Here is a 24962-nt window from a genome sequence, read left to right on the forward strand (position 1 = left end):
CCAACTCTTGCCCGGCGATCGCATCGTCCTCAGCGAGGACCCCTGGCGAGCCGCCGACAACTGGATCGACAAAACCATCAACCCGTTCGAACGAGCGCTGGGCTTCGCCCTGCTAGGCTCGCAAACCGTGCAAAACATCAACCGCTTCCCGAAAGGCCTCCGCCAAGGGAGCTTCTAGGGTGAGCTAAAGGAAAGCCGTCACAAGAATCGCCCCAACTCGACCTTCACGACCTGCGTGTCAACCGAAGGACCGCCTCATGATCTATTCGCTGCGACGTTTCATTTGCTTCCCATCCGCCAGCCTTGCGGCGACGCTGACCTTCAGCAGCCTAGCGACGGTGGCAAGCGCGGGGGAGATTTTTCACGTCATGGAGCATGTCAGCATCCCCCAACAAAATGTTTGCCAGGGAAGCGGCTGCGCCGTGAATACGCAGACTTACGCCTGGCATCAAACGCAATGGCGGCGCTGGCCGGGCACCGTGAAGTTGTTGCCATCGCCGGGGCGCGGTGATCGCGTGGAACCGGTCAGTGCGAAGCCTTCGTTCAACATGCCCACTCCCGTGGCGCGGCCGACACAAACGCCAGCCATGAGCGGGAATGGCGCGAGGACTCCGGTCAGCAGCGGTCCGGGCTCCCGAAATAGTACCTCGGCGCCCACTACGAGCCCCTCGACGACGCGCAGCGTTCCCCGTTCAAACGGCATTCCGATGCCGGACAGCGCGACAGGAGTGCGTGCGCCTGCGGCGGAACCATCCGCACCGCCGATCGATTTGGAGAAACTGTTCCAGGACGAAGACACGCCGCCGACGAACGAAGCCCCCGTGGAAACAGAACCGGGCGATATTCCGCCACCTTTCGATTCCAAGAAATCGGGCGCATCGAAAAAGCGGGATCCGAATCGGACGTTGAGCGCGCTTTCCGCGGGGTTAAAGGCCAAGACAGCGCCGGTCGCTCAAGCCAAGGCGCCGCGAGATCCTTGGCAGGCCGCGCCCGTTCGCAATGTGAATGGCGAGAAGACAACGATCGGCGGGCCGGTCCTCAACGAGCCAAACCTGATGCCGGAACCGGCCGACGGACCGGCGCTCCAGGCGACGCCGTCCAGCGCTGGCGAGGCGTTCGAGGATCGGAGCACGTCGCAACTGACGGCGGACTCCGCCGTCTCGCAAGTTGCGAATTGGACTGAAACCGCGGCGGAACCGGCCGGGAGTGAAGCGGCCACCGGCGGCAATCCGTTGCGGTCGAGTAGCTCGGGCGCAGGGAGTCGACGGTCGAATCCGCTGCGTCGCAATTAGGGTTGGAATTGGGGCCGGACCACGGAATGGGCAGCCTTCAGGGCCATGGCGTCTTCGCGACGCGATGGCCTTGTGGCATTTGATGGCTGGGCGATGGTAACGATTGTGCGGAAGTTCGTTCCGGCAACGTTGGCGTGCAAACGCTCACCACCGGGTTAGAATGAAGCGAGAGCACCTTTCGTCGTTCATTCTCCTCGGCGGGTCGAACACGCGTGGCAACTCGGCGTGACTTTCGCAGTCAGCAAACGTCGCCGTCGCGGCGGCGTTTCTGGGCGCGCGCCTGCGGCGTGTTCCTGCTGCTCGCCGGCTCGATCGGTTGCGTGGCGACCGTGCTGTTCTTGCAGCAACTGAAAACCGCGCGACTGGTCGCCGAAACGAACGAGCGAAACCACGTCGGCCTTCAGGCGGGCATGATCACGACGGACTTCGCCGCCGTGCTCTCGGATCTGCGGGTGCTGACGGAGACGCTCGCCCTCAAGGACTTTCTGGCCACCGGCGCAAGCGCGGACCAGGGCCGATTGGCGGCGGAACTCCAGCGGTTCCTGGAAAGCAAATCCAACTATTCGCAGTTGCGCTTTCTCAATGAACGGGGCAATGAAATCGTCCGCGTCAGCACTGGCGGCGGACGTACCGCTGTGGTTCCCAAAGCGCTGTGGCGCGCGCAAGCGGGACCGCAGTATATTGAACGCGCCTATGAACTTGCCGCCGGGCAGACTTTCGTGTCGCCGTTCGATCTTGATTTCGAATTGAGCGTCGAGGGAAAGCCGCAACCGACGATTCGCTTCGCCGCGCCGGTCTTCGATCGCGACGGCGACAAACGCGGCATCGTCGTCCTGAACTACGCCGGCGCGGCGTTACTGGATTCGTTGAAACAGGCTTCGCTCAGCTCCGCCGGGCGCACGATGTTGTTGAACGCCGACGGATACTGGTTGTTCGGCGGCGACGACGCCGACTGGGCTTTCATGTACCCGGATCGCAATCAGGAAAGTTTCGCGCAGAAATATCCGCAAGCCTGGCCCGTGGTGCTGGGGGGCGACAGGGGGCAAGTCACCACGCGCGAAGGCCTGATTACCTACCGTTCGCTGCAACCGTTTCAGGTCGATGGACTGACCGTACGATTGCTGGCGCCGCATGACCTACGCACGGTGCCGCTGCGCACCGGGTACGTCTGGAAGGTATTGACTGTCGTCCCGACGAGCGAATTGCCGGGCGGCACGCAGCAAATGCGGTCGCGTCTGGGGTTACTTTACGCGGGGCTCCTTCCGGTGTTGGCCGGACTATCGTGGATTATCGCCCGTTACCGAGAGGACCGTGAACGCGCGATCGATGAGTTGCGCATCAACGAAGAACGCTTCCGCCAACTTGCCGAGAACATTGACGAAGTTTTCTGGATGATCGACCTACCCGACGGCAAACTTAGCTACGTGGGCCCGGCATTGGAGCGCATTTGGGGGATTGCGCCACTGGCCCTGACGGAGCAGCGCCGCGAGTGGCCGCCCCAGGTGCATCCGGAGGATGCGGCAGCGGTCCGGGCCGCGCTGGACAAGATTCCGGACCGCGGCGGGTTTGAGCTGGAGTATCGCATTGTGCGCGGCGACGGTTCCGTGCGTTGGATTCGCGATCGCGGCTTTGCCGTCCGCGACGCATCAGGGAAGCCGTATCGCGTGGCCGGACTCGCGGAAGACATCACTGACCAGCGCGATCGGCAACAGCGCGAACTGCAGACGCAGCGGCTTGCAGCCATCGGCGAAGCCATGACCGGACTGGCGCATGAGAGCCGCAACGCCCTGCAGCGCAGCCAGGCCGGCTTGGAAATGCTGGCGAAGCGGGTCAAAGACAAGCCCGACGCGGAGGCCATTCTCGGCGAGATTCAGCAATCGCAACGACATCTCCATCGCCTGTACGAAGAGGTTCGCGGCTACGCGGTACCCATTCGGCCTGAGCGCGAGCCCTGCGATCTTGGCGAATTAGTGCACGACGTTTGGGAGCAGTTGGCGGTGGCGCGCGTGGGGCGCGACGATCAACTGCTCGATCGCCGCAACGGCCAATCGCTCGTTTGCAATGTGGATCATTTCTCCATGGGCCAAGTCATCCGCAACATCCTGGAAAACAGCATTGGCGCGGCCGATCCCGCGGTCGTCACCGTGGCCTACGAGCCGATCGACTCCCACGGCCAGGCCGCCTTGCGATTGCGATTTCACGACAATGGCCCAGGGCTAGACGCGCAACAATTGGAGCGGATTTTTGAACCGTTCTTCACGACGAAATCACGCGGCACTGGCCTGGGCATGGCGATTTCGAAGCGGATCGTCGAGGCCCATGGCGGCACGATCGCCGTCCATAACAGTACCAGCGGCGGCGCCGAAGTGACTTTAACACTGCCTCGAGGGAATGTATGAACTCTGCATTGCGGATTGCGGTGGCCGACGACGAGCCGTTCCTGAGGGCCTATTTTCAAGACGTGTTGCCCGACTTGGGACACGAAGTTGTCGGCGCGGCCGCCACGGGGCGGGAATTGGTGGAACTGTGCCAGCGGACGAATCCCGACCTGGTCATCAGTGACATTCGCATGCCGGATATGGACGGCATAGACGCCGCGGCCGAAATCTCGCGCGAGCGTCAAACGCCGATCATCCTGGTCTCTGCATTCCATGATCCGGAATACATCGCCCGGGCCGAACAAAGCTACATTCTGGCGTACTTGATCAAGCCGGTGGAGCGGGCGCATTTGGAGACGGCGATCGCGATCGTGCGGCGACGGTTCGCGGAGTTCGAATCGCTGCGACAGGAGACGAAGGACTTGAAGCAAGCCCTGGAAGATCGCAAAACGATCGAAAAGGCGAAAGGCGTGCTGATGCGCCGAACTCGGCTCGCGGAACATGACGCGTTTCGGACGATGCAGAAGCTGTCGCGCGATCAGAATCTAAAGCTGATCGAAGTCGCTCGAAAGATTCTGGAGTCCGAGGGACCGGCGCCACCGCGGCGTTGAGTTCGCGGCCGCCGTCGTGCTAAGCCCAGGGAAGGCCCCCAAAGTCGTTGTTGGTAGCAACGACTATGAGGGCCTTCCCTGGGCTTTTTCGTTATTACACTCTCACTATCGATGACAATTTGTCCCAACTAACCGGGGAACAATCGTTCCCGGGCTGCGGCGTCGAGCGCGCCGGCGTATTCGCTGATCTCGAAGACTTCGGCGAATTGGATGCGCTGGCCGCGCTCCGGGCCGTACTTCGCGACGAGCTCGTGTCGAAAACGGTCGGCCAGCGGTCGGAAGAGGCTGCCGTACCACTCCTTGAGCCAGGCGAGTCGGGCCGCAGGTTCCGCCGGCATGTTTTCCGCTTCGCAGCGATTGAACGGCAGCCATTCAAACATCTGCGATTCGTGGCAGGCCAGCATCCGCACGATCGTGTCGACTTCGTTCGTGACGTCGAGCACTACGTCCGGCTGCATCGGACAGGGCTTCGTGAAGCGATCGACCATGTAGGCGACGACCGGATCATGGGCCACGATCGGCACTTCGGGGACAATGCCGGGCACGGTTACCAGGTACGATGCGTCCTGCACCGCTTGGCCCGCGGCGCGATGGTCGGGGTGGTAGTCGTTCGGACGATGCGTCAACACGACGTCGGGGCGAAAGCGTCGGATTTCGGCGATGATCCGCTGGCGCAACTCCAACGTCGGCAGCAGGCCGCCATCGGGATATTCCCAAACCTCGTACGTGGCGCCGATCACGGCCCCGGCTGCAGCGGCCTCGGCCTTGCGCCGCGCCGCCAGTCGAGGACCGAATTCGCTCTGATGCCCCATCGCGCCGTCGGTCATCGACACCATTTTTACTGTGTTCCCGAGCGCCCGATAACGCGTGGCCAGTCCGCCGGCGTGAAAATCGGCGTCGTCGGGATGGGCGCCGAGGATAAGAAGTCGCGGTGCGGTAGACATTTTCAATTCACTACGGTTGACGGGCGGTGACCGTGGCGACTGGCATCGTGTGTACTCGGCCGGTTATCATGCTACCACACAGCCGCGACGCCGCCGACTTGGCCGAGCGCTGAGCATTTCTCTACCGCATTCACCCGTGTCTCAATCGTCTCATGGAATTCATCGAGCTTACCGGCCGGCAACTTTGGAAGGTGATCAGTCACGACGAGGTCGACCCCAATGAACTGCGCGCCGCGGGCGTGACCGACGACAGCGTCGTGCGGATCAATCGCCAGGGCGATATCGAGCTACGCTTGAAGACCGGCTGGGAAATCATCGGCGGCCTGCTCGGCGACTACGAACACCGCGTGATGCATGAATCGAAGCTGGATTGGGCTTGAAGCCGGATTGCCGCGCGTGCCTCACTCGTGCGTCGCGGTGACGGTCAGTGTTTTTTGGTCCAAGTCGACCTGGTACGCCAGCCTGCTGTTCTTGAAGAGTTCGTCCAGCAACTGCTTGAGCGTGGCTTCTTTGACTTGCAATTCGACGATGTGATCGAGCGTGGTGCCGTTGGCTTGCAGCGAGGCTTCGTCGAGTTTGAGCTCTAGTTGCAGTTGCTTCGCGAGTTGCGGTAGTACCGCGCTCAGCGGCTTTCCTGACACCGTGAGGGTGTAGACTTGGACGCCTGGCGCCGGCGCGTTGGGCCGGGGATCCGGCTTGTCAGGCGAGGCGAGCGTCTCGTGTTCTTCGACGGTGCCGCGCACGACGATGCGTTGGCCGCGAACTTCAATCTCCGCTGCGGGCGTCCGCGCGCGCCAGGCCTCGGCGCGTTGCTGAGCCTTTGCGCCGCCAGCGTAGTCTTTTTCAATCGACACACGTTCCGGAAGCGGTTCCAAGACGAGTGACTTCCGCTCGGCATCGACGTGGAACGTCAAATCGAACTGCGCCAGAATGATGGTCAACCTCGCTACGAGCGTCAGCGGCGGCAGCTTCGCTCCGGCCCAGAGGTCGTGCGGAATCAGTTCCAATCCCTCGACTTGCAGGTCAGCCTCTTTGGCGGACGTTTCGATGAGTTCTTTCGGCGTCGCGAAATCGTCCCAATGATACGCGCCGCGCTCGAGCAATGCTTTCCGCAGTTCTGTTGGCAACCGCTGCGCCTCCTGTGTGCGCAACGCCGCTGTCGTCGCCAATCTTCGGCAACTCGATTCTGGTCCTAGGTACGCCAGCGGACCAAGAAACGAAACCCCCGCGTCGGCCTGTTTGCCGGCGGATAGCATGATCTCGCGCGCCGGCGCTTGAGCGGCGGACAACTCTAACTCGCGGCCCGCATCCACGCGGCGATCGATCAGCACAAACAACGATTGCGCATCGGCAAAACGCCGCAGCGCATCGCGCAACGCGGCGCCAGACCAAGTGACCGATGCGGGCTGCCGCCAGGCCGCCGCTTCTGCGGCGCGACACGTCGCAGCGCGATTGATCGCCAGCATGAGGATCGCCGCCAGCAGCGCGCAGGCGACTCGCACCCGTGATAAGCAAAAAAAATGGCGAAATAGGCCAATTGCGCGCTTTGCAATTGGCGCGAATTGCGTGAAATTCTGATGTCGCATGCGCAGCATGAACGGCCGCCGATGCGTTCCCAACCAGGGAACCGTGAAATTCGATTGGCCCGGCGCTTTTTGGTTGGCTGGATGGATGGTCATGGTTACACTCAGGGCTAAGGCCAGGACGACGCGGCAGGGAAGGAGCGTGTGGGCCGTTCCTTTTCGCTCCAAGTCGGGAGCTCGTTTCGCTCGGTCAGTCCTGGTCGTCGAAGCGAATGGAAGTTAGCGAGGCGCGGCGATCATTGGGTCGTCGCACCGGGGATGGATCGGCAAGTCGGGCAGTCGCTCAAGTTCTTTGCACTTCGGAGTCGCACCATGAGCAGTCCCTCGATGCGCATCGCGCTGCTGCAGGGCTACTACCAAGCCTACCTGACGAACCCGGATTCCGCCAAGTTCATCAAGAAGGTTTCGCAGCGCTATACGCTTGGCACGCTGGAGCGACTCAGCGCGCATGGCAGCCCGACCGTGCGGCGCTCGGCCGTCCTGGCGCTCGGTTTCCTGGCCGACTACGATTCCAACCAGGTGCTCGGCCGCTGCCTGCAAGACAAGGACCGCGCCGTTCGCACGCTGGCCGAAAACGCCATTCGCAACGTCTGGCGCCGCTCCGGCAGCGACGAGCAACGTGAATTGCTGGAATCGGTCATCCGCCTGAACGCCGCCCAGCGTTTTCACGAAGCCATCGTGCGGGCCACCGAACTCATTGAGCAGGCCCCCTGGTTCGCCGAAGCCTGGAACCAACGCGCCGTGGCGTACTTCCAGGGCGGCCGGCACAAGGAATCGATCCGCGACTGCCATCAGGCGCTCGAAATCAATCCCTACCACTTCCTCGCCGCCGCCGGCATGGGACAGTGCCATTTGCACCTGAGCAATCATTCCGACGCCTTGGAAAGCTTCAAGCGCGCTCTGCGCCTCTGCCCCGATCTGGAAGGCGTCCGAGCGAACGTCGTCTATCTTGAGCGTTCGCTGAAGCGCAAGAAGAACTAGTCGGGATGTGCCTTCGCGTTAGTTGGCGAACAACGCGTTGAGGCAAATCTTCGACCAGGTTTCGAAATGGTCGAGGTTTTCCAGCAGTTCGCTGATGGGGCGGAAGCCGCTTTCCAGGATGTCGGTTTCACGCGAGGCGACGGCCGGACGTTCCATGTCGTAGATGTGAACGACGCCCAAGTGGACGCGGCCGACTTCGGTTTCGTCGTCGTTGATCAGACCGACGCAGGTCATCTGGTATGGCGCGGCGATTTCGACCTCTTCGGCCAATTCGCGCGCGAGCCCGGATTGATAGAGGTCGCCACGGTCGGCCTCCACGCCGTCGAGCGTGGAGATGTGCCCGCCGACGCCGATGCTGCGTTTACTGTGCAGCCGGGCTTCGCCTTGACCGCGACCTCGCGTGTACTGGAACAGATGCGGCACGCCGGCGGCGTCGGTGTAACGGAACACGCAGTAGGGGATTAACTGCTTGAACTCAGAATCACGCTCGGCGTCGGCGCGGACCATGAAACGCGTGTGCTGGGGGCTGAGCAGTTCGTCCAGGTAACGGTCGACGTCCGGCGAAAAGCCCTGAAAATGCCCGAGCCGATGAAAAACCTCGGTCGGGACGACCAGGACTTGTTCAACCAGATGATCCGTGACGGGCGGAACCGTGGCCATCGACATCGCCTCCTGCGGGTGGACCGAGTTGGCCGGCAGTATAGCCAGCTGTGCGGCGATGGTCGAGCGTCCCGTAGGTCGAGCACCGCGGACGAAGTCATCATCGCCGCGCCAGTTCTACGTCAGCCCGCATCCTTCACGTCTGCCAGCGATGTGCCTGAACTACCGTTTTGCGAGCGAAATGGTCAGCGCTGTGATCCACAGGCCGACCAGTATGGCGCAGGCAACCTTTTCCCATGCTTGCATCAGCAGCGGCGGGAAATGAGTGCGCGGTTGCTGAGGGTCGAAGCCGCGCGCTTGGACGGCGAAGGCCAGCGCCGAGGCGCGGCGCAGCGTGTTGGCCAGTAGCGGCTCGAGTAGTCTCAGCTCTTCCAGCAAGCGCATTCTTCGAAACTGAAAACGTCCGGCGCGCCGTAAGCCGGCGCGAAGTTGGTACGCTTGCCGCAGGGCCGCCCATTCTTCCAGGGCCAGCGGTATCGAACGGAGCGCCGCGGTGCCCATGTAGCTGAGCGGCGAGGGAATTCGCAGCCGCACGAGCGCCGCCATCAAGCGTTCCGGGCTGGTGGACAAGGCCACGGAGCTGCCGGCTAGCAGATTCGCGACAAACCGGAGCGATTGCCCTGCGCCGTAGCGCGCGCCTTCGGTATAAAAGTGCAGGCCGGCATAGTGTCTGCCGAGCCATGTAAACGCCGGCACGATGGTGAATAGCGGCGGGCGCGTCGTGTCATAATAGAACAAACCTTGGGACGAAACGGTGCTCCAAATCACCAGCAGCGCGATGAACGCATAGGCCGCCGCGGCGCGCCAAGGAAAGCGTATCGCGAACAGGGGACAGGCGGCGACGAAACTCAGGGCGGCCAGCATCGCGACGGAATCGAACCAGATGCAGCCGATGGAAATCGTCGCGACCCACAGCAATTTCAAGCGCGGGTCGACTTGCACGAGCCAAGGCCGCGGCTCGACTTGTCGCAAGGCGTGCGACCAATTCATGACGCGCGCTCCCGCGACGCCATCTCGCGCAAACAGGCCTCGAACGCTTCGATGGCGAACTTCGGCACATCATCGGCGATGATCCGCCCTCCGTCGAGCACGATCACGCGGTCGGCGAAATGCCTGGCCACCTGGAGGTCGTGCGTACTGAAGATCAACGTCTGGGGAGGGCCGCCGGCAGCGACGGCGTCTGTCAGCGTGCTCATCAACTGAGCTTCGTGCCGAGGGTCCTGTCCCGTGGTCGGTTCATCGAGCAGTAGCAGCGGCGCGCGCATGGTAAACGTCGCCGCAACGGCGACGCGGAGGCGCTCGCCTTGGCTCAAAAGCAATGGGGAGCGATCGAGCAATCGCTTCAATTCGAATCGCTCCGCCGCATCGCGCACGCGCTCGGCGATTTCGTCGCGCGAGCAGCCGGCGTGTCGCGGCGCAAAGGCCAGTTCCTCGTGAACAGTGCGACAAAACAACAACGTGTCCGGATTCTGGCGCACGAGTCCGACGGGCGCCGCACCCAAGAAATGAATGGCTCCGCTTTCCGGTTCATGCAGCCCTGCCAAGATCGCCAGCAATGTGCTTTTGCCGGAACCATTCGCGCCCAGCAGTGCGATACGCTCGCTGGCCTGTGCTCGGAAGTTCACGTCGCGCAACACGGCTGGACGTCGTCGATCGAACGTGAAGGTCAAGCGTTCGACTTCGACTAGCGGCGCACCCAGTACCGTATTGAGCGGACCATCTGGGGACTCTGACGACCGCAACCGCTTGATCTCCGCGTCCCAAGCGGCGAAATCGCCTCGCGGCAAATTCGCGGCAAGTCGCCCCTCGTCTAGCACGAGCAACTGATCGGCCCGCTCCGTCCAGGCTGCGGTGCGGTGCTCGGCGACCACGATCGTCGGACCGCCGTCGGGCAAATTGTCGATCGCCGCCAGAAATTGCGCCGCCGCGCCGGGATCGAGTTGGCTCAACGGTTCATCGAGCAGCAACACTTCCGTGCGCATGGCCAACACTGCCGCCAAGACCAGCCGTTGTCGCTGCCCACCGGAGAGTTGTGCAACCTGGCGGTGGCGAAGTTCCTGTAGACCGACGAGTCGCAGCGCCTCGTCGATGCGGCGATCGATCTCGCTCGACTCGATCGCCAGGTTTTCCAACCCAAAGGCCACTTCGGATTCCACGGTCGTCGTGCAAATCTGTGTATCGGGCGATTGCTGCACGAGCCCTACGAGCGCCGCGCGGCGCGCGGCTGGCAGTCGCCGTGGGTCATGCCCGGCAATGTTAATCTCACCTTGTCGCCGCGAGTGAACACTGTCCGCCAATAACCCGGCCAGCGCGTGCAATAGGGTCGATTTGCCGGCGCCGCTTGGGCCGATCACCAGCGTGACGCTTCCGGCCGGTAGCGAAAACGTAACGTTATTGAGGGCCGGGGCGTCACCCGTCGGAAACGAGCAGCACAGCCCCTGGCAATGGATCGCCGCGGGCATCAACAGATCTCCCGCAGCCGCACGCCCCAGCGCGCGCCGACGATCGCGCCCAGTCCTCCGTACAACGCGCCGACGACGAGCGCCACGGCGGCGATGTAACTGGCCGGGTAGAACAGATCGAACAGCACTTCGTACATGCAATACTGCAGGAACCAGGCGCCGCCGTTGTAGACCGATAGCGCGAGCGCACAACGTAACGGCCACGACCAACCGCGCGGCGCGACCGTGGTGATGTCTCCCGACCAGCGCGTCGCGCCGGTCAATAACAGGCAAAGTTCGCCGAGACTCGCACCAACAATGGCGAACCAGATATCCGTGGGCCCTAACTCGCCGGCGCAGATGCCGTTTAGAATGGCGACCGTGAGGTTCGAAAGGGCCAACGTCCCGGGGCGCGGGATGATCGCCACCGTGACGGCCTGAATCAACGTCGGGAGGACTTCACCGCCGAATCCGCTCACGAAGACAAAGTATGGCCCGACTAACACGCTAATCACGGCGTCGGCGATTCGCGCCGTAAAGGAAATCGCGAAATGCACGCCGCTCAGCAGCGCGATCCGCGTCATGCCGACCACGCCGATGGCGGCCGTCAAACGCGGGCCGAAGCAAATCGCCGCGATCACGCCGGCAATCGACAGCACCGCCGCGACGCCCATCGCCGCCACGGCGATTGGGGTAGCTGGCTTTTCGATTTCGTCCGCGGCGAGTGCCGGCGTGGCGAAACAGAGCATGATCGCGAGCGCGAGACAAATCGACGCTAGCCTGTCGTGCCAGCGAGGGTGAGACGACGTGGCACGAGAGTTTCCGGCCGTAATGGTAGCCGCTGTCAACTCTCCCTCGCTGGCGCTTCGGGCTAGTGTGAGGATGCTACGGGCTGGCGTCGCGACCTGTACGGCGCTCGCGCTGGTCGCCGAAGTGCTGGCAGGCATCTTGCGTCGTATGCTATAAGGGTGCTGGATCAAGCTTGACGCGGCCCGCGCCCACGCGTTGTCGGGGTCAGCTTACTACTCGGTGAGTGCAGGAACCAGTGGATCGCACCGGCCCCCGACGGGCCGTGCGATGCACGTTGCCTTGAAGGACCGCCCGATGGCTGCCGCGGCGATGCGCGTCTCGTTTCCGGAACCGGATATCGCGCTGATTACGCTCGATGCTCCGGACAAGAGCGCCAATATTTTTTCCCGCCATGTGCTGGACGAGCTCGACAGCCACCTGGCCGGGCTGGAAAAGCGCACCGACCTGGCGGGGTTGATCTTTGTTTCGGCGAAGCCCGGCATCTTCATCGCAGGCGCAGACCTGCGGGAATTCGCCGCCGCCAAGGACATCCAGCCTGCCGATACCGTGGCGATGTGCCGTCGCGGGCAGGAGTTGTTCCGGCGGCTCTCCAAAACGCCGTTTGTGACCGTGGCCGCCATCGACGGCATGTGCGTCGGCGGCGGCGCGGAGTTGGCCGTCTGGTGCGATCGCCGAATTATGTCGGATCGCCCGCAGGCGCAGCTCGGTTTTCCCGAGGTGAAGATCGGCATTTTCCCCGGCTGGGGCGGCACCGTCCGTACGCCGCGGATTGTCGGGCTGAGCAATGCGATCGAAATGATCAGCAGCGGCGAATCGATCGACTCGCGCGCGGCCTATGCGATGGGTCTGGCCACCGACGTCGTGCCCGCCGAGCGATTGCAAGCGGCCGCCGTCGCCCTCGTTCGCGCGGAAAAAGCCTCCGGCGATTTCCTCCGGGATCGCGAGCGCTGGGCCAAGCCGATCGAGATGAGCGAAACGGAATTGGCGTTCCTCGGCGCGACCGCTTCGGCGTACATCCAACAGCAGACGAAGGGGCAATACCCCGCGCCACTGGCGGCACTGGAACTGATGCTCGGCTCGATCGCCGTGGATGAAACCTCGGCCTGCGTGGCGGAAGCGGAAGGCATGGCGGCGCTGTTCGGTTCGCCGATCAGCCGCGCTTTGATCAACGTCTTTTTCCTGACGGACCGCAACAAGAAAGACCCCGGCGTCGGCGACGCCTCGATCAAGCCCGCGGCGATCAAATCAGTCGGTGTGATTGGCGCCGGCATCATGGGCGCGGGCATCGCGGCCGCCGGCGTGAAGCGCAAGCTCGCCACGGTGATTAACGACGCCTCGCCCGAGGCGATGCAACGCGGCGTGCGGAATGTCCTGGAGGAAGTCTCCTTCAACAAACAGACGAAAGCCGCCGACGTCCAGCGAGCCTTGGAATTCGCGCCGCTGATCAACCCGGCGGTCGACGACATTGAGTTTTCGACTTGCGACCTGGTGATCGAGGCGATCATCGAAAAGCCGGACGCCAAGCAGGCGTTGTTTCGCCGCTTGGAACCGAAGCTCCGCGACGATGCGATTTTGGCCTCCAACACGTCGGCGATTTCGATCGGCCGACTGGCCGAAGCGGTGAACAAGCCGGAGCGCTTCGTCGGGATTCACTTCTTCAATCCCGTACGCAAGATGCCGCTTGTCGAGGTGATCCGCGGGTCGAAGACCAGCGACCAGACCATTGCCACGGCAGTAGGTTACTGCAAATTCATCGGCAAATCGCCAATCGTCGTCAACGACGGTCCCGGCTTCCTGGTGAATCGCCTGTTGCTGCCGTACATGAACGAGGCGCTGGAATTGTTGCTCGAAGGCGCGCCGATCAAGGACATTGACAAAGCCGCCAAGGCCTTCGGCATGCCGATCGGGCCCATCGGACTCTACGACGTTGTTGGATTGGACACCGCCTTCCATGCCGGCAACGTGATGCACGAGGCGTTTCCCGATCGCGTGGTCAAGTCGCCGCTGCTGGAAGCAATGGTCAAAGCCGGCCGACTGGGCGAAAAATCGGGCGTGGGCTTCTCGCTCTACACCGGCAAGAAGGGGAAACCTTCCCCGGATCCGGCGCTCGATCAACTGATCGCCCCGCTGATGCGCGAGACCCGTAAAATTCCCGGCAAGGAAATCACCGAGCGACTGTTCCTGCCCATGGTGCTGGAAGCGACGCGGATTCTCGACGAACAGATTGTTCGCGACCCGCGCGACGTCGATCTCGGCCTGATTTTCGGCATCGGCTTCCCGCCGTTCAAAGGGGGCCTCCTGTTCTGGGCGGACACGCTCGGCGCCGCCAAAATCCTCGAGCAACTGAAACCGTACCAGCACCTCGGCGAACGCATGAAGCCCACGCCGATGTTGGAACGGATGGCGAAAGAAGGAGCGGCGTTTTACGGGTAGAGTTTGAAGTCTTCAGTGTTCAGTTTCCAGTCGATCGTGCTCTCACGCATAGAATTGTTCCTGAACTACTCCACCTACTTCCTCTTCATTGAAAACTTCAAACTAATCCCATGAAACATGCCGTCATCGTTGAGTGCGCCCGGACGGCCGTTGGCCGTGCCCACGCTGAAAAGGGATATTTCCGGGAAGTCCGTTCGGACGACCTCGCCACGGCAGTGGTGAAGGCGGTCGTGGAACGGAGCGGCATCGATCCCGAGGAAGTGGAAGACGTCGTCCTCGGCAATACGCAGCAGCAAGGCGAGCAAGGTTTCTGCGTCGCCCGCGCCGTGGGCCTGATGGCCGGCTTGCCGATTCATGCCGGCGGCGCGACGATCAACCGCCTTTGTGGTTCGAGCCTGCAAGCCTTGAACCAGGCGGCCCACGCCATCGTGGCCGACGCCGAAGACGTGCAAATCGTCGGCGGGCTGGAGCACATGCACCACATCCCGATGGACAAGGATATCAATCTCAATCCCAAGCTCTTCCAGCGGACGTCGAAGGGCGCGCTGCACATGGGCTACACGGCGGAGTTCCTCGCGCAGACGCAAGGGATTTCTCGTGAGGAACAAGACGCCTTCGCCTTAAGAAGTCACCTGCGCGCGTCGGCCGCGCACGCCGGCGGCTTGTTCAAGCCGGAGATCGTGCCGGTCTGGGGGCGTGACGAGAATGGCGATCGCAAGTTGATCACCTTCGATCAATGCGTGCGTCCCGATTGCAGCCTCGCAGGACTGGCCGCGCTCCAACCGGCGTTCATGCCGGGCATTGGTACGGTGACCGCGGGCAACAGCTCGCCGCTGAACGATGGCGCTGCGGCGATGTTGATCATGTCCGACGAACGGGCAAAATCGCTCGGCTTGAAGCCCTTGGTCCGCATTCGCGCCACGGCCGTGGTCGGAGTTGATCCCGCGGTGATGGGCACGGGTCCGGTTCCAGCCACGCAGAAGGCGCTCAAGCGCGCAGGGCTTAAACTGTCCGACATCGACCTGATTGAAATCAATGAAGCCTTCGCCTCGCAAGCCTTGGCCTGCGCACGCATGCTGGGCGTCGACGAAAACAAGCTGAACGTCCGCGGCGGGGCGATTGCCATTGGCCACCCGCTGGGGGCCAGCGGCGCGCGAATCGCCACGACGTTGATTCACACCATGGTCGACACCGGCGCGACGCTCGGCCTGGCGACGATGTGCATCGGCGTTGGCCAGGGAATCGCCACGGTGTTCGAGCGTGTCGCGTAATCGCCAAGAAAGTAGGTGAAGTAGTTAGTAGGTGAAGCAGTGAACCTTCACCGACTCAGCAGCGCACCTACTCCGCCTACTTCACCTACTAACTACTCCACCTACTCTCTCCGATGTACGACTACTCCACCCGCACCACGCTGCTCGACCTCTACGCCTCGCGGATCGCCGAGTCGGGGCCGCAGCGGGCCTTGTATTCCAAGCGCGACGGCGCGTATCAGGCCATCACTTGGGACGAGCTAGCGGCGGACGTGCGGCGCGTCGCGGCTGCGCTCGTGCAGTTGGGCGTGCGGTCGGGCGATCGGGTGATTCATCTGTCTCGCAATCGCTACGAGTGGATCGTCACGGATCTGGCGATTCAACTTGCTCGCGGCGTACAGGTGCCGGTCCACGCGCTATTAACCGGAGCGCAGATCGCCTACCAAATCGTGGATAGCGAAGCGGTGCTCGCCATCGTTTCCGGTCCCGATCAGGCGACCAAGCTAGCGCCGGAACAAGGGCATTTGGGCGATCGCGTTCGCTTCGTCAGTTATGACGCCTGCGAGGAATCGCTCGGCGGGCATCCTATTCCGCGACTCTGGGACCTGGCGGCCGAAGTCAACGACGCCGAAGCGCGGCGCATCGAGGCCGACGCCGTCGCTAAGACGCGGCCGGAAGATCTCACCACGATTCTCTACACCTCCGGCACCACGGGCGAGCCGAAGGGCGTAATGCTCAGCCAATGGAACCTGGCGTCGAACGTGCTGTCCACCTTGGCCGCGTTTCCGCCCGTCGAAGGGGATTTGAAACTCAACTGGCTGCCGCTCAGCCACATTTTCGCGCGGACCTGCGACTTGTATTTCTGGATCGCTGGCGGCACCGAGCTGGCGATCGGCGAGGGACCGGAGCAGGTACTCGCCAACTGCGCGGAGGTACGCCCCACGGTGCTGACCGCGGTGCCGTACTTCTATGAAAAAGTGATGCGCTACGTTACGGAGGGAGGCCGCGATCCGAGTCCCGAGGAACTGCGCAAACTCTTCGGCGGGCGGATGCGCTTCTGCTGCTCCGGCGGCGCGGCGTTGCCAGATCATGTCGCGCGGTTCTTCAACGAGCACGGCATCGAACTGGGACAGGGCTACGGCCTGACCGAATCGTCGCCGGTGATTTCCATCAATGGTCCCGGCAATAACCGGATTGGTACGGCAGGCAAGCCGGCGCCGGGCGTGGAAGTGGCGATCGCGCCCGACGGCGAGATTATCTGCCGCGGCGATCTGGTCATGCAGGGCTATTGGAAACGCCCCGACGCCACGGCCGAAACCATCCGCGACGGCTGGCTCCTGACCGGCGACTTGGGCGAGCTTGACGCCGAAGGGTATCTCAAAATTACCGGACGCAAGAAAGAACTGATCGTCACGGCCGCCGGCAAGAACATCGCGCCAGTGCTGCTCGAAGCGTTGCTCACGGCCGATCCCTGGATCGCACAAGCAATGGTGATTGGCGACGCGCGCAACTTTCTGACCGCGTTGATCGTCCCCAATGTTGAAAACCTGCGCGCCGATCAGGGGGCGTCCTGGCAGTCGTTGGAAACGGCAATGGAAAATCCGGCCATCCTGGAGCAGTACGAACAGCGCATCCGCCAGCGCTTGGCCGACGTCTCGCGTTATGAACAGGTCTGCAAGTTCCGCCTGGTTCCGCGCCCGTTCTCGATCGATACAGGCGAGCTCACCCCCACGCTCAAACTCCGCCGCACCAACATCGCGCGGAACTTCGCCGCGGAGATCGAGGGAATGTATGTGAAGCATGATGAAATTCGAAATCCGAACGTCGAATGATACGTTTGAGTTAACTGAACGCTGAACTTGTTCCTTCGGATTTCGTTCGGTCGTACTGGAAGTGCTTGCACACCTGGTGGTGGCCACGGTCTTCAAAATCGCTGTGCCGTGCGTGAACCGCGCGGCAGGTGGGTTCGATTCCCATGCACTTCCGTTTTTGACTTCGCAGCGTTTCGCACGGAATCGCCTGCATTCGCGCAAGTCTCCTCTTGCCATTCGTTTACATGCGGAGTGTGCGGTTCAACGCGACCTTTCCTGGGCTTGAGGTTGGTCGGTCGAGGGCCGCGCAAGAAAAACGCTGGCGGAGTTTTTTCAACTGCCGCCAGCGTGGAACGGATAATGGTCGACGGATTGCTGCGTTGCGCTACTCTACGCCGCGTTTATTTTTGCGGCGAGCGAAGAGAAACGTGGCCAGGCCGGAGATCGAGAGCAACGCCCAGGTCGAGGGTTCCGGGACGCTGTTCGCGGCAGGGCCTGCGCCGAAGTTGTTGCGGACGTTGTTGAGGTCGGTGATGTCGACGTCGTTGTCGCCGTCGGTATCGCCGAGACCAGTGCCGCTGAAGTTGTTGCGGACGTTGTTCAAGTCCGTGATATCGACATCGCCGTCGCCGTCCGTGTCGCCCGGTTCGCCGCCTGGCGGCGTCTGGCCGAAGTAGTTCTTGCCATCCAGCACGTTGGCGTAATGCTCGGCGATTTCCGCCGGCGTCAGGCTGCGATTCCAGAAGGCGACTTCGTCGATGACGCCGTTGAACACTTTCGTGCCCGTCGACGACCCGATGAAACCGGCTGCCTCGCCGCCGGACGTGATGAGGGTGCCAGGCGCGCCGATCACGTACGCCCAACGCTTCACGCCATCGATGTAGATGGCTTTTTCGGAGGTGACGCTATCGTAGGTGGCGACGGCGTGATGGGCATTGCCGTCCTTGAGGACTACGTCGTTCGGGCCGAGCGGAGTGCCGGGGTCGTCGAGGTAAATGATCCCGGAACCGGCGACGCCGCCCTCCAGCGATTCGATGTCGATATTGAGCGGCATATCGAGCTCATCGTACAGATCCCCGATGTTGAGCCCGAGCGAAAGGGCCGGACCGACCGGGACCGGCGGGAAGGCCGTCGGCAAGGAATCGTTCTGGAACGAAAAGAGGATGCGGTTAGCGCCATCTTCTTTGCGGAAGATCTCCTCATGGGTGTCCACGGCATCGGGAGTCCAATTGGTCTGAATGAGGGCTTCAATCGAGACGCCGGTCGAGACCGTGAAGTCCGCATTGCCGCCATTGCCGACGCTGACCGTGCTGCCGTTGACGTTATCGAAGAACGCCGCCCCCTTGCCGACGATGCCCGGCACGCGCGTTGCGCCGCCTTGGAAGGAGCCGTCGTTGTCCCCCTGACGATCGTACGCAAAGTTCAGCTTGAAACCGGGGACGGGGCCTGGAGCTTCATCGAAATCCCAATGTGAAACCAGGCCTTCCGGCAAGCTGGCGAGATTGCCCGGGTCTGGGAGATTCGGATCGGGTTCGATTCTCGGTCCTTCGCCGCCGACTTGGAAGTTGTCGCTCCAGGTGCGATTTTGCCCGGCGGCGAGACCAGCACCAGCGCCAACGGCGGCGTTGGAGAAGTTCTGATACAGACCACCGGCGAACGTCGTGAGGTCGATGATGCCTTTCGAGCTTTCATCGACGAAGATTTCGACCGTCTTACCGATTTGATCGAATTGGACCGCGTAATTGTGCCAACGACCATCATTGGCGAGGCCGGTGTTGAAGGCGGGAATGGAAGCTTGGATCGGCGTATCCAGCGAGCCGTTGTAGAGGCTGGCGTTGCCGGAGCCGTCGCCGCGGATGAAGATCGACAGGCTGTTGCCTTGGAAGATGCTGCCTGGGGCGGGAGCGGAGGTGAAATCGATCCGATCTCCCGAGGCGACGAAATCCGCCTGGACGAAATACTTGGTGCGGATGCCGTAGTTGATGCCGAAGTCGACGCCCCCTCCAGTTTGCGTGAAGCCGGTGTCGCTACCGCCGCCGCTGCTGCCCGGGTAAACGGGCACGCCGTCGACGAGGCCAGGCATGCCGGGACCATCGGCCGCGAAGCTGAATTCGCCGCGACCGGGGGTGGTGAAGCTTTCGAAATTGGTCGGCGGATTGCCGTAGGTGTTTTCCAGCGGATAGGCGTCGGGCCCCTGAACGGCGGCCACATAGACGCGGGCGGGGTTGCTGCCACCGTTGTCGAATCCCGTGAAAGTGTCGGAGAAATCGAGCGTGGGAATCAGCGAGGAATTGCCAACCGTGACGCCACTGCCGCCCGGACCGAAGGAAACGGTGGCTTGGACGGAATTCAGGCCGAACGTCGCGGAAGCGGCGGCGAGAATGTAGACGCGCTTTTTGAACATGGGTGGGCCTCTCAGCGGAAGTGGGGCGGATAAGTAGGCGTGGGCGACGAAAGCGCCTGCCGAATTGGGCGGGCGATAGATTAACACGATTGAAATGAAAATCCCACAAAAAACTTGGGAAAAGTGGGCTTTCGGGCTGGATCGACCAACGAAATCTTTTGTTGGAAATCCGCGAACCGGCGGTTCCAACTTGACGTAGTAGGTTCGGGTGAGAAGAATTGCGCCGTAAGGTGAATCGCAGATGTTGTATACCGGAACATCCTCGTGGTTGGTGCGGGCGGCTGTTTGGCTGCTGCTGCCGGGGCTGGCGCTAAGTTCGCCCGCGATGGCGTGCGCCTGTGTCTGCGCGGCCACGGATAGCCCGGCCGGTTGTTGTGCGGCGGACGCGGAGATTGCTGCGGAGTCTTGCTGTTGCGATCTGCACGGAGCGGACTGCGCTTGCTCGCCCCAGCAGCACCATCAAGGCAGTTCCACCGGCGGCTGCGAATGCACCGTGCAGGTGGATTCACCGACGGTCCCTGGCGGCCCTGCCGTCCAGGTCGATCCGCCTTTGGCGGCTGGCTGGATGACAGGCTGCGACCACCTGCATCCGGGATTGTCCGACGCCAAGTTGCAGACGGCTTGGGCTGCTGATATTCCGATTCGCAACCTCGTGATCGAGTTGAGGGTGCTGCGGATCTAATGGTCTCCTCGTGCGCCAAGAACCGCTCTAGCGGGCGGCGTCGCGAGTTCTGTTGAGACCGTTGTTCTCGTTCGTCGGCCGGGCCGGCTTTCTCTGCCCGCTTGGCTGCGCACTATTGGCACTCAATCATCACCAGGGCGATCACGCGATGCGGGCCGTTGGCCTGACGCGTGGCGCCTGACAAGGAGCTCGATCATGTTGAAGTTGTTTTCGGTGGCGTTGGCCTCGTTGGCGTTGAGCGGTTTTGGCGGCGCGCAAGCCGGCGCGAGCAAGACGGCCGGTTGCTGTGACGGCGGTTGCTGCTGCGGCGCGAGCTGCGATTGCACCCACTGCGACTGCTGCTCCGGCGGCTGCTCGTGTGACGACTGCGGCTGCGCTTGCTGCGCCAAGTAGTTGTTTGAGGACGTGAATTCAGGCCCCGGCGATCACTTGGTCGCCGGGGCCGTTTGTTTGCGCGGGGGCGCGCGAGGTTGGTTGGCAAGCGTTAGAATTGCGGCTTAGCTTCAGCGCAATATCTAGGGGCATGGCTGCGTCTTCTCCCCCTCGCTGGCGCTTCGGGTTGGTGTGAGAAAGTTTTGCATGGCTTTGAATTACCGGTTGTTGGCGTTGGATATTGACGGGACGTTGGTCAACAGCCGGAATGAGCTGACGGAGCGGACGCGCGAGGCGTTGCTCGAAGCGAGCGCGGCAGGGATTCGCATCGTCCTGGCGACGGGGCGGCGATACAGCAGGGCGTTGCCTTTGGTGGCGCCATTGGGGATCGAAGCCCCAGTCGTGACGGCCAGCGGGGCGCTGATCAAACGGGCCAGCGATCACCAGACGTTGTATCGCGCGCGGTTCGACGGCGATTTATTGACGCGGCTGTTAGGGATTGCCGATCGCGCGGGGTATTCGGCGCTCTTGTACGGCGACACGTTCGCCGATGGCTTCGACTACTACTGCGCGTCGACCGAGGTCGAGCACCCGTTGGCGCGGGATTTCTTTTCGCGCAATGTGAACTGTCATCGGCTCTGGCCGGAGCTAATGAGCGCCCCGCCGGCGGGCATTTTCGCGGGCTGTTGCATTGGCGCCCGCGACGAGATGCTGGCGCTGCATGAGCGGTTCACGAGCGAGCTGCCGGGGGAACTCTATACGCACGTGCTGCGCAGCCCGAAGTATCTGGGGTTTATGTGCGAGATTGCCCCGCACGGGGTGACGAAGTGGTCCGGGGTGTTAAAGCTTGCGGACGAGTGGGGCATTGCCGCAGAGGAGATTTGCGCGGTTGGGGACGACGTCAACGATCTACCGATGATCGAAGGGGCGGGTTTGGGCGTCGCGATGGGAAACGCATTGCCGGAAGTGCAGGCCGCGGCGGACCGGATCGCCCCGGGGCATGACGAGGACGGGTTGGTGCGGGTGGTGGAATGGGTTTTAGGGGGAGTTTGAAGTTTTCAGTGTTCGGTTTTCAGTGATTGCGTGGCCGAATGCTACGGGCGCGAACCTAGGGTGGCGTTTTCTTCACCTTGTCGACGGGGTATTCTGGAGTAGGTCCAACGTCTCTTGAACTTGTCGTGGTGTTATGAGTTCCGAGCCTGAAAACGAGCGTCCCATCGATCAGACTAAGCCGTTTGCGATCAAAGTTGCGGACCGGGTCCACCGGTTGCCGCCGTACCTGTTTGCGCGGATCAACGGACTCTTGTACCAGAAGCGGCGTTCGGGAATCGACGTGATCGATTTGGGGATGGGAAACCCCTCGGATCCGCCGCAGGAGCTGGTGATCGAGAAGCTGGCCGAAGCGGCCCGCGACCCGGACAACCACGGGTATACGCACGCGACGGGGATCCTCAATCTGCGCCGGGAGATCGCCGCCAAGTACTTCAAGAAGTATGGCGCGCGGCTCGATCCGGAGACGGAAACCCTCGTCAGCATGGGCTCAAAGGACGCGTTCAGCCATTTAATTTTGGCGCTGATCGGTCCGGGCGATACGGCGATCGTGCCCGCGCCATCGTATCCGGCGCATGTCTATGCGGTGGTGTTGGCCGGCGGGAACGTGATGCCGCTCGAGATCGCGGATCCAAAGCAGTATCTGGCGAACATCGCCGACGCCTGCGAACACGTGTATCCGAAACCGAAGGTGGTCGTGGCGAACTTTCCGCACAACCCGTCGGCGGTCACGATCGAGCCGGACTTCTGGCTGGAGTTGGTGAAGCTCTCGCGGCGTTACGGCTTCATGGTGATCAGCGATTCGGCCTACGCCGATCTCGGCTTCGACGGCTACGTGCCGCCGAGTTTTCTGGCGGCCCCGGGCGCGAAGGACGTCGGCGTCGAGTTGACGACGATGAGCAAGGGCTACAACATGGCCGGCTGGCGCGTCGGCTTCTGTTGCGGCAACAGCGAGATGATCCGCGCGCTGGCCACGACCAAGGCCTACTACGACTACGGCATGTTCAAGCCGATCCAGATCGCCGCGATCATGGCGCTGCGACATACCGACGCCGCGGTCGAGGCGCAGGCGAAGATCTATCAAAGCCGCCGCGACGTATTGGTGCAGGGCCTACGCCGCCTGGGCTGGGACATCACCGAGCCGCGCGCGGGCATGTTCGTTTGGGCCAAAGTGCCGAAGGTCTACCTGGCCAAGATGGACACGATGGGGTTCGCGATGAAGTTGCTGGAAGAGGCCAACGTGGCGGTCAGCCCGGGCTCGGGATTCGGCCAGGCGGGGGAAGGATACTTGCGGCTCGCGATGGTGGAGAACGAGAATCGTTTGCGCCAAGCGGTGCGCCAGATTGGACGATGCCTGGGGCAGGTTTCCGATGCCGAAGCGGATAACGCCCTGGCGGCGCCTTCGGTGTAGGCCGCGTCGCGGCGATCTCTAGCCCCTAAGGGGCGACCGACAGTAGCCAGGGGTGGCAACCCCTGGAAAACGTTGCCAGAAGAGGTTTTTAGCCCCATTGGGGCGACACGCGACCAAACGAAGCACGTACCTCGTTGCAGTCGAGGTTCCAGATTCTGTAAAGAGCCCTTGGCGATGAAGCTCAATCATCTCAACCTCACGGTCATTGATCCCATCGCGACGCATGATTTCCTGATCAAGTATTTCGGCCTCGCTTCGATGGGAAAGCCGAATGACTCGATTTCGTTTCTGACTGACGAAAACGGGATGGTGTTGTCGCTCACGAACATGAAGCTCGGCAAGGAAACCGCGGTGAAGTATCCGGTGACCTTTCACATCGGCTTCATCCAGGAATCAGAAGCGCGCGTCAACGAGATCAACGCCCAACTCAAAGCGGACGGATTCGACGTGCCGCCGCCATCGAAGCAGCATGGGTCGTGGACGTTCTACTTTCAAGCGCCGGGCGAGTTCACGATCGAAGTGCTGAGCTAACGGCAATCGCCGCGGCCGCTATTCGCTCTTGCCGGCGGAGATTCTGCCCGGGGCGAGCTTGAGTTGGAGCTTGGCTTTTTCGACTTCGGCCTTGAAGGTCTTGTCGTCCGAAGTGGCGATGGCTTCGTCGTAGAGCTTCAGCGCTTCCTCGTTCTTGCCGGTGAGCGAGAGGACGCGGCCTTTGAAGTAGATCACCTGGGCTTTGAGGAAGTTGTCGTCGCCGGCGAGGGAGATGACTTCGTCGAAGAAGGCGATGGCTTCGTCGTTCTTGCCGGCCTTGCGGAGCAGGCTCACCTTCACCAGGCCGAGATTCACGCGCTGGGCCGGTTCGAAGCTCTCTTCGGGCAAGAGCTCATCGATGAGCGCCAGCATCTCGTCCATGCGGCCCATCGCGCCGTAGATATCGGCGCGGAACAGCTTGGCTTCCAGCGCCCGCTTGGCATCGGGCGTGAACTTGGCGAGCATTTCGTCCAACAGTTTGATCGCCTGGGGCGCGCTTTGCGGGGAGAACTCCTGCTTCAAGACGAAGAAGGCTTTGTCAAATTTGGCATTGTTCAGCCATTGCGTGTACTTCTGCTTCAGGCCGGCTTCATTCGCGCCGTCGAGCGTCAGGATTTCTTCGAGTTCGGGCAGATAGAATTTTACCGTCAATTCATCGCCGACGGCCGTGAGCGCCGCGTCGAGATGCTTGGCGCGCTCGATGCCCGTTGTCTTGGCCGCGGCGTCGAGCCCGGCATCCCGTTGCTCGCGAATCTTGCGCAGTCCTTCCAGATGAGCCAGGTATTTGTCCGCGCCCCCCTTCTCATAGCCGGTCACCGCGTAGGGGCGACCCGTGGCGTCGGTGAGATAGATCGACGGGAATCCCGTGACTTCGAATTTCTCGCGCCACGTGTTGTTTTGCTTTTGCGTCGCTTCGCTCAGTTGCGAAGTGTCGTTAGGGAAATCCAACTCCACCAGGACGAAATGCTTCGGCGCCTCCTGTTGGAACGACGTCTGGCTGAAGACTTCGTCCTTGAGCACGATGCAGAATTCACACCAGTCCGAGCCCGTGAAGTCGATCAGCAAGTCCTTGTTTTCCGACTTCGCCTGTTCCATGGCGGAGGCCATGTTGGCCGTCCAACCTTCGTCCTGCGCGACGGCCCTCGAACAGGCCAGAACCGAGGCGACCGTTCCCAACAGCAAGGCCCCGACGAGGCCGCGAAACAACGTCATATCAGAACTCTCCAAGTGATTTGCGAGCCAAGGCGGGAGCGCCCTGGCGGTGGGCGGTCCGGTTGTGGGGATTATAGGGGCAAGTTGCGTGCCGTGCACCGGCAAC

At 62.2% G+C, this 24962-nt stretch carries 22 protein-coding genes and 1 tRNA gene; 14 read left to right on the forward strand and 9 right to left on the reverse strand.

The annotated features are described in order from the left end of the window. Nucleotides 1-448: 448 nt before the first annotated feature. Nucleotides 449-703, reverse strand: coding sequence for a hypothetical protein (locus SGJ19_03280; protein ID MDZ4779256.1), 255 nt, complete (start codon nucleotides 701-703; stop codon nucleotides 449-451). A gap of 4 nt (nucleotides 704-707) precedes the next feature. Between SGJ19_03280 and SGJ19_03285 the strand changes: the two genes are divergently transcribed. The 3 genes from SGJ19_03285 (at nucleotide 708) to SGJ19_03295 (ending at nucleotide 4281) form a co-directional block, all read left to right on the forward strand. Further along, the gene (locus SGJ19_03285) at nucleotides 708-1292 is read left to right on the forward strand and encodes a hypothetical protein (protein ID MDZ4779257.1); all 585 of its coding nucleotides are present in this window, start codon (nucleotides 708-710) and stop codon (nucleotides 1290-1292) included. Between the two features lie 212 nt (nucleotides 1293-1504). Next, the gene (locus SGJ19_03290; GenBank protein MDZ4779258.1) at nucleotides 1505-3691 is read left to right on the forward strand and encodes a PAS domain-containing protein; all 2187 of its coding nucleotides are present in this window, start codon (nucleotides 1505-1507) and stop codon (nucleotides 3689-3691) included. After that, entirely contained in the window at nucleotides 3688-4281 is a 594-nt protein-coding gene (locus SGJ19_03295; GenBank protein ID MDZ4779259.1) for a response regulator, read from the forward strand. The genes SGJ19_03290 and SGJ19_03295 overlap by 4 nt, the downstream gene beginning before the upstream one ends. A gap of 128 nt (nucleotides 4282-4409) precedes the next feature. On the opposite strand, the gene SGJ19_03300 is transcribed toward SGJ19_03295, so the two are convergent. After that, entirely contained in the window at nucleotides 4410-5225 is an 816-nt protein-coding gene (locus SGJ19_03300; GenBank protein ID MDZ4779260.1) for a PIG-L deacetylase family protein, read from the reverse strand. Between the two features lie 152 nt (nucleotides 5226-5377). Here SGJ19_03300 and SGJ19_03305 point away from each other — a divergent pair, with 152 nt between their 5' ends. Continuing rightward, nucleotides 5378-5605 carry a hypothetical protein gene (locus tag SGJ19_03305; protein ID MDZ4779261.1) on the forward strand — a complete coding sequence of 76 codons (228 nt, stop codon included), beginning with the start codon at nucleotides 5378-5380 and terminating at the stop codon, nucleotides 5603-5605. A gap of 21 nt (nucleotides 5606-5626) precedes the next feature. On the opposite strand, the gene SGJ19_03310 is transcribed toward SGJ19_03305, so the two are convergent. Then, a complete protein-coding gene (locus tag SGJ19_03310) occupies nucleotides 5627-6727 on the reverse strand; it encodes a hypothetical protein (protein ID MDZ4779262.1) in 1101 nt (366 codons plus the stop codon). Between the two features lie 393 nt (nucleotides 6728-7120). Here SGJ19_03310 and SGJ19_03315 point away from each other — a divergent pair, with 393 nt between their 5' ends. Beyond that, entirely contained in the window at nucleotides 7121-7789 is a 669-nt protein-coding gene (locus SGJ19_03315) for a tetratricopeptide repeat protein (protein MDZ4779263.1), read from the forward strand. An 18-nt stretch (nucleotides 7790-7807) separates the two neighbouring features. On the opposite strand, the gene SGJ19_03320 is transcribed toward SGJ19_03315, so the two are convergent. The 4 genes from SGJ19_03320 to SGJ19_03335 form a co-directional block, all read right to left on the reverse strand. Beyond that, complete coding sequence (locus SGJ19_03320) at nucleotides 7808-8449, reverse strand: phosphoesterase (protein ID MDZ4779264.1); 642 nt, start codon at nucleotides 8447-8449, stop codon at nucleotides 7808-7810. Between the two features lie 162 nt (nucleotides 8450-8611). Continuing rightward, the gene (locus SGJ19_03325) at nucleotides 8612-9439 is read right to left on the reverse strand and encodes an energy-coupling factor transporter transmembrane component T (GenBank protein ID MDZ4779265.1); all 828 of its coding nucleotides are present in this window, start codon (nucleotides 9437-9439) and stop codon (nucleotides 8612-8614) included. After that, on the reverse strand, nucleotides 9436-10911 hold the full coding sequence (locus SGJ19_03330) for an ABC transporter ATP-binding protein (protein ID MDZ4779266.1): 1476 nt from the start codon (nucleotides 10909-10911) through the stop codon (nucleotides 9436-9438). Before SGJ19_03330 ends, SGJ19_03325 begins: the two co-directional genes overlap by 4 nt. Further along, entirely contained in the window at nucleotides 10911-11639 is a 729-nt protein-coding gene (locus SGJ19_03335) for a hypothetical protein (GenBank protein ID MDZ4779267.1), read from the reverse strand. The genes SGJ19_03330 and SGJ19_03335 overlap by 1 nt, the downstream gene beginning before the upstream one ends. Nucleotides 11640-11967: 328 nt before the next feature. Between SGJ19_03335 and SGJ19_03340 the strand changes: the two genes are divergently transcribed. From SGJ19_03340 to SGJ19_03355, 4 genes are all read left to right on the forward strand, one after another. After that, nucleotides 11968-14133 (forward strand): 3-hydroxyacyl-CoA dehydrogenase NAD-binding domain-containing protein, encoded by a 2166-nt coding sequence (locus SGJ19_03340; GenBank protein ID MDZ4779268.1) that lies wholly within the window; start codon nucleotides 11968-11970, stop codon nucleotides 14131-14133. Between the two features lie 110 nt (nucleotides 14134-14243). Then, nucleotides 14244-15404: an acetyl-CoA C-acyltransferase gene (locus SGJ19_03345; protein MDZ4779269.1), complete on the forward strand. Its 1161-nt coding sequence runs from the start codon at nucleotides 14244-14246 to the stop codon at nucleotides 15402-15404. 113 nt (nucleotides 15405-15517) lie between these two features. Next, nucleotides 15518-17215 (forward strand): long-chain fatty acid--CoA ligase, encoded by a 1698-nt coding sequence (locus tag SGJ19_03350; protein MDZ4779270.1) that lies wholly within the window; start codon nucleotides 15518-15520, stop codon nucleotides 17213-17215. Between the two features lie 57 nt (nucleotides 17216-17272). After that, nucleotides 17273-17369, forward strand: a tRNA-Sec gene (locus SGJ19_03355). Between the two features lie 210 nt (nucleotides 17370-17579). Here the strand turns inward: SGJ19_03355 and SGJ19_03360 are convergent. After that, entirely contained in the window at nucleotides 17580-19598 is a 2019-nt protein-coding gene (locus SGJ19_03360) for a LamG-like jellyroll fold domain-containing protein (protein MDZ4779271.1), read from the reverse strand. 241 nt (nucleotides 19599-19839) lie between these two features. Here SGJ19_03360 and SGJ19_03365 point away from each other — a divergent pair, with 241 nt between their 5' ends. The 5 genes from SGJ19_03365 to SGJ19_03385 all read left to right on the forward strand — a co-directional run bounded on the left by SGJ19_03365 (nucleotide 19840) and on the right by SGJ19_03385 (nucleotide 23644). After that, the gene (locus SGJ19_03365; GenBank protein ID MDZ4779272.1) at nucleotides 19840-20280 is read left to right on the forward strand and encodes a hypothetical protein; all 441 of its coding nucleotides are present in this window, start codon (nucleotides 19840-19842) and stop codon (nucleotides 20278-20280) included. Between the two features lie 195 nt (nucleotides 20281-20475). Next, nucleotides 20476-20673 (forward strand): hypothetical protein, encoded by a 198-nt coding sequence (locus SGJ19_03370; GenBank protein ID MDZ4779273.1) that lies wholly within the window; start codon nucleotides 20476-20478, stop codon nucleotides 20671-20673. A gap of 186 nt (nucleotides 20674-20859) precedes the next feature. Next, a complete protein-coding gene (locus tag SGJ19_03375; protein ID MDZ4779274.1) occupies nucleotides 20860-21705 on the forward strand; it encodes a Cof-type HAD-IIB family hydrolase in 846 nt (281 codons plus the stop codon). A 133-nt stretch (nucleotides 21706-21838) separates the two neighbouring features. Then, nucleotides 21839-23113 (forward strand): aminotransferase class I/II-fold pyridoxal phosphate-dependent enzyme, encoded by a 1275-nt coding sequence (locus SGJ19_03380; GenBank protein ID MDZ4779275.1) that lies wholly within the window; start codon nucleotides 21839-21841, stop codon nucleotides 23111-23113. Between the two features lie 174 nt (nucleotides 23114-23287). Next, nucleotides 23288-23644: a VOC family protein gene (locus tag SGJ19_03385; protein ID MDZ4779276.1), complete on the forward strand. Its 357-nt coding sequence runs from the start codon at nucleotides 23288-23290 to the stop codon at nucleotides 23642-23644. Between the two features lie 18 nt (nucleotides 23645-23662). Here SGJ19_03385 and SGJ19_03390 read toward each other — a convergent pair whose 3' ends face one another. Further along, entirely contained in the window at nucleotides 23663-24856 is a 1194-nt protein-coding gene (locus SGJ19_03390) for a thioredoxin family protein (protein MDZ4779277.1), read from the reverse strand. Nucleotides 24857-24962 lie beyond the last annotated feature (106 nt).

The sequence above is a fragment of the Planctomycetia bacterium genome (assembly GCA_034440135.1).
Classification (GTDB): Bacteria; Planctomycetota; Planctomycetia; order Pirellulales; family JALHLM01; genus JALHLM01.

Bases quoted from the DNA above. Each gene is read 5' to 3' on its own strand.
- SGJ19_03280 (MDZ4779256.1), bottom strand. From the start codon at position 703: ATGCCGTTTGAACGGGGAACGCTGCGCGTCGTCGAGGGGCTCGTAGTG.
- SGJ19_03285 (MDZ4779257.1), top strand. From the start codon at position 708: ATGCCGGACAGCGCGACAGGAGTGCGTGCGCCTGCGGCGGAACCATCC.
- SGJ19_03295 (MDZ4779259.1), top strand. From the start codon at position 3,688: ATGAACTCTGCATTGCGGATTGCGGTGGCCGACGACGAGCCGTTCCTG.
- SGJ19_03300 (MDZ4779260.1), bottom strand. From the start codon at position 5,225: ATGTCTACCGCACCGCGACTTCTTATCCTCGGCGCCCATCCCGACGAC.
- SGJ19_03305 (MDZ4779261.1), top strand. From the start codon at position 5,378: ATGGAATTCATCGAGCTTACCGGCCGGCAACTTTGGAAGGTGATCAGT.
- SGJ19_03315 (MDZ4779263.1), top strand. From the start codon at position 7,121: ATGAGCAGTCCCTCGATGCGCATCGCGCTGCTGCAGGGCTACTACCAA.
- SGJ19_03320 (MDZ4779264.1), bottom strand. From the start codon at position 8,449: ATGGCCACGGTTCCGCCCGTCACGGATCATCTGGTTGAACAAGTCCTG.
- SGJ19_03325 (MDZ4779265.1), bottom strand. From the start codon at position 9,439: ATGAATTGGTCGCACGCCTTGCGACAAGTCGAGCCGCGGCCTTGGCTC.
- SGJ19_03330 (MDZ4779266.1), bottom strand. From the start codon at position 10,911: ATGCCCGCGGCGATCCATTGCCAGGGGCTGTGCTGCTCGTTTCCGACG.
- SGJ19_03335 (MDZ4779267.1), bottom strand. From the start codon at position 11,639: ATGCTCTGTTTCGCCACGCCGGCACTCGCCGCGGACGAAATCGAAAAG.
- SGJ19_03340 (MDZ4779268.1), top strand. From the start codon at position 11,968: ATGCACGTTGCCTTGAAGGACCGCCCGATGGCTGCCGCGGCGATGCGC.
- SGJ19_03345 (MDZ4779269.1), top strand. From the start codon at position 14,244: ATGAAACATGCCGTCATCGTTGAGTGCGCCCGGACGGCCGTTGGCCGT.
- SGJ19_03350 (MDZ4779270.1), top strand. From the start codon at position 15,518: ATGTACGACTACTCCACCCGCACCACGCTGCTCGACCTCTACGCCTCG.
- SGJ19_03360 (MDZ4779271.1), bottom strand. From the start codon at position 19,598: ATGTTCAAAAAGCGCGTCTACATTCTCGCCGCCGCTTCCGCGACGTTC.
- SGJ19_03365 (MDZ4779272.1), top strand. From the start codon at position 19,840: ATGTTGTATACCGGAACATCCTCGTGGTTGGTGCGGGCGGCTGTTTGG.
- SGJ19_03370 (MDZ4779273.1), top strand. From the start codon at position 20,476: ATGTTGAAGTTGTTTTCGGTGGCGTTGGCCTCGTTGGCGTTGAGCGGT.
- SGJ19_03375 (MDZ4779274.1), top strand. From the start codon at position 20,860: ATGGCTTTGAATTACCGGTTGTTGGCGTTGGATATTGACGGGACGTTG.
- SGJ19_03380 (MDZ4779275.1), top strand. From the start codon at position 21,839: ATGAGTTCCGAGCCTGAAAACGAGCGTCCCATCGATCAGACTAAGCCG.
- SGJ19_03385 (MDZ4779276.1), top strand. From the start codon at position 23,288: ATGAAGCTCAATCATCTCAACCTCACGGTCATTGATCCCATCGCGACG.
- SGJ19_03390 (MDZ4779277.1), bottom strand. From the start codon at position 24,856: ATGACGTTGTTTCGCGGCCTCGTCGGGGCCTTGCTGTTGGGAACGGTC.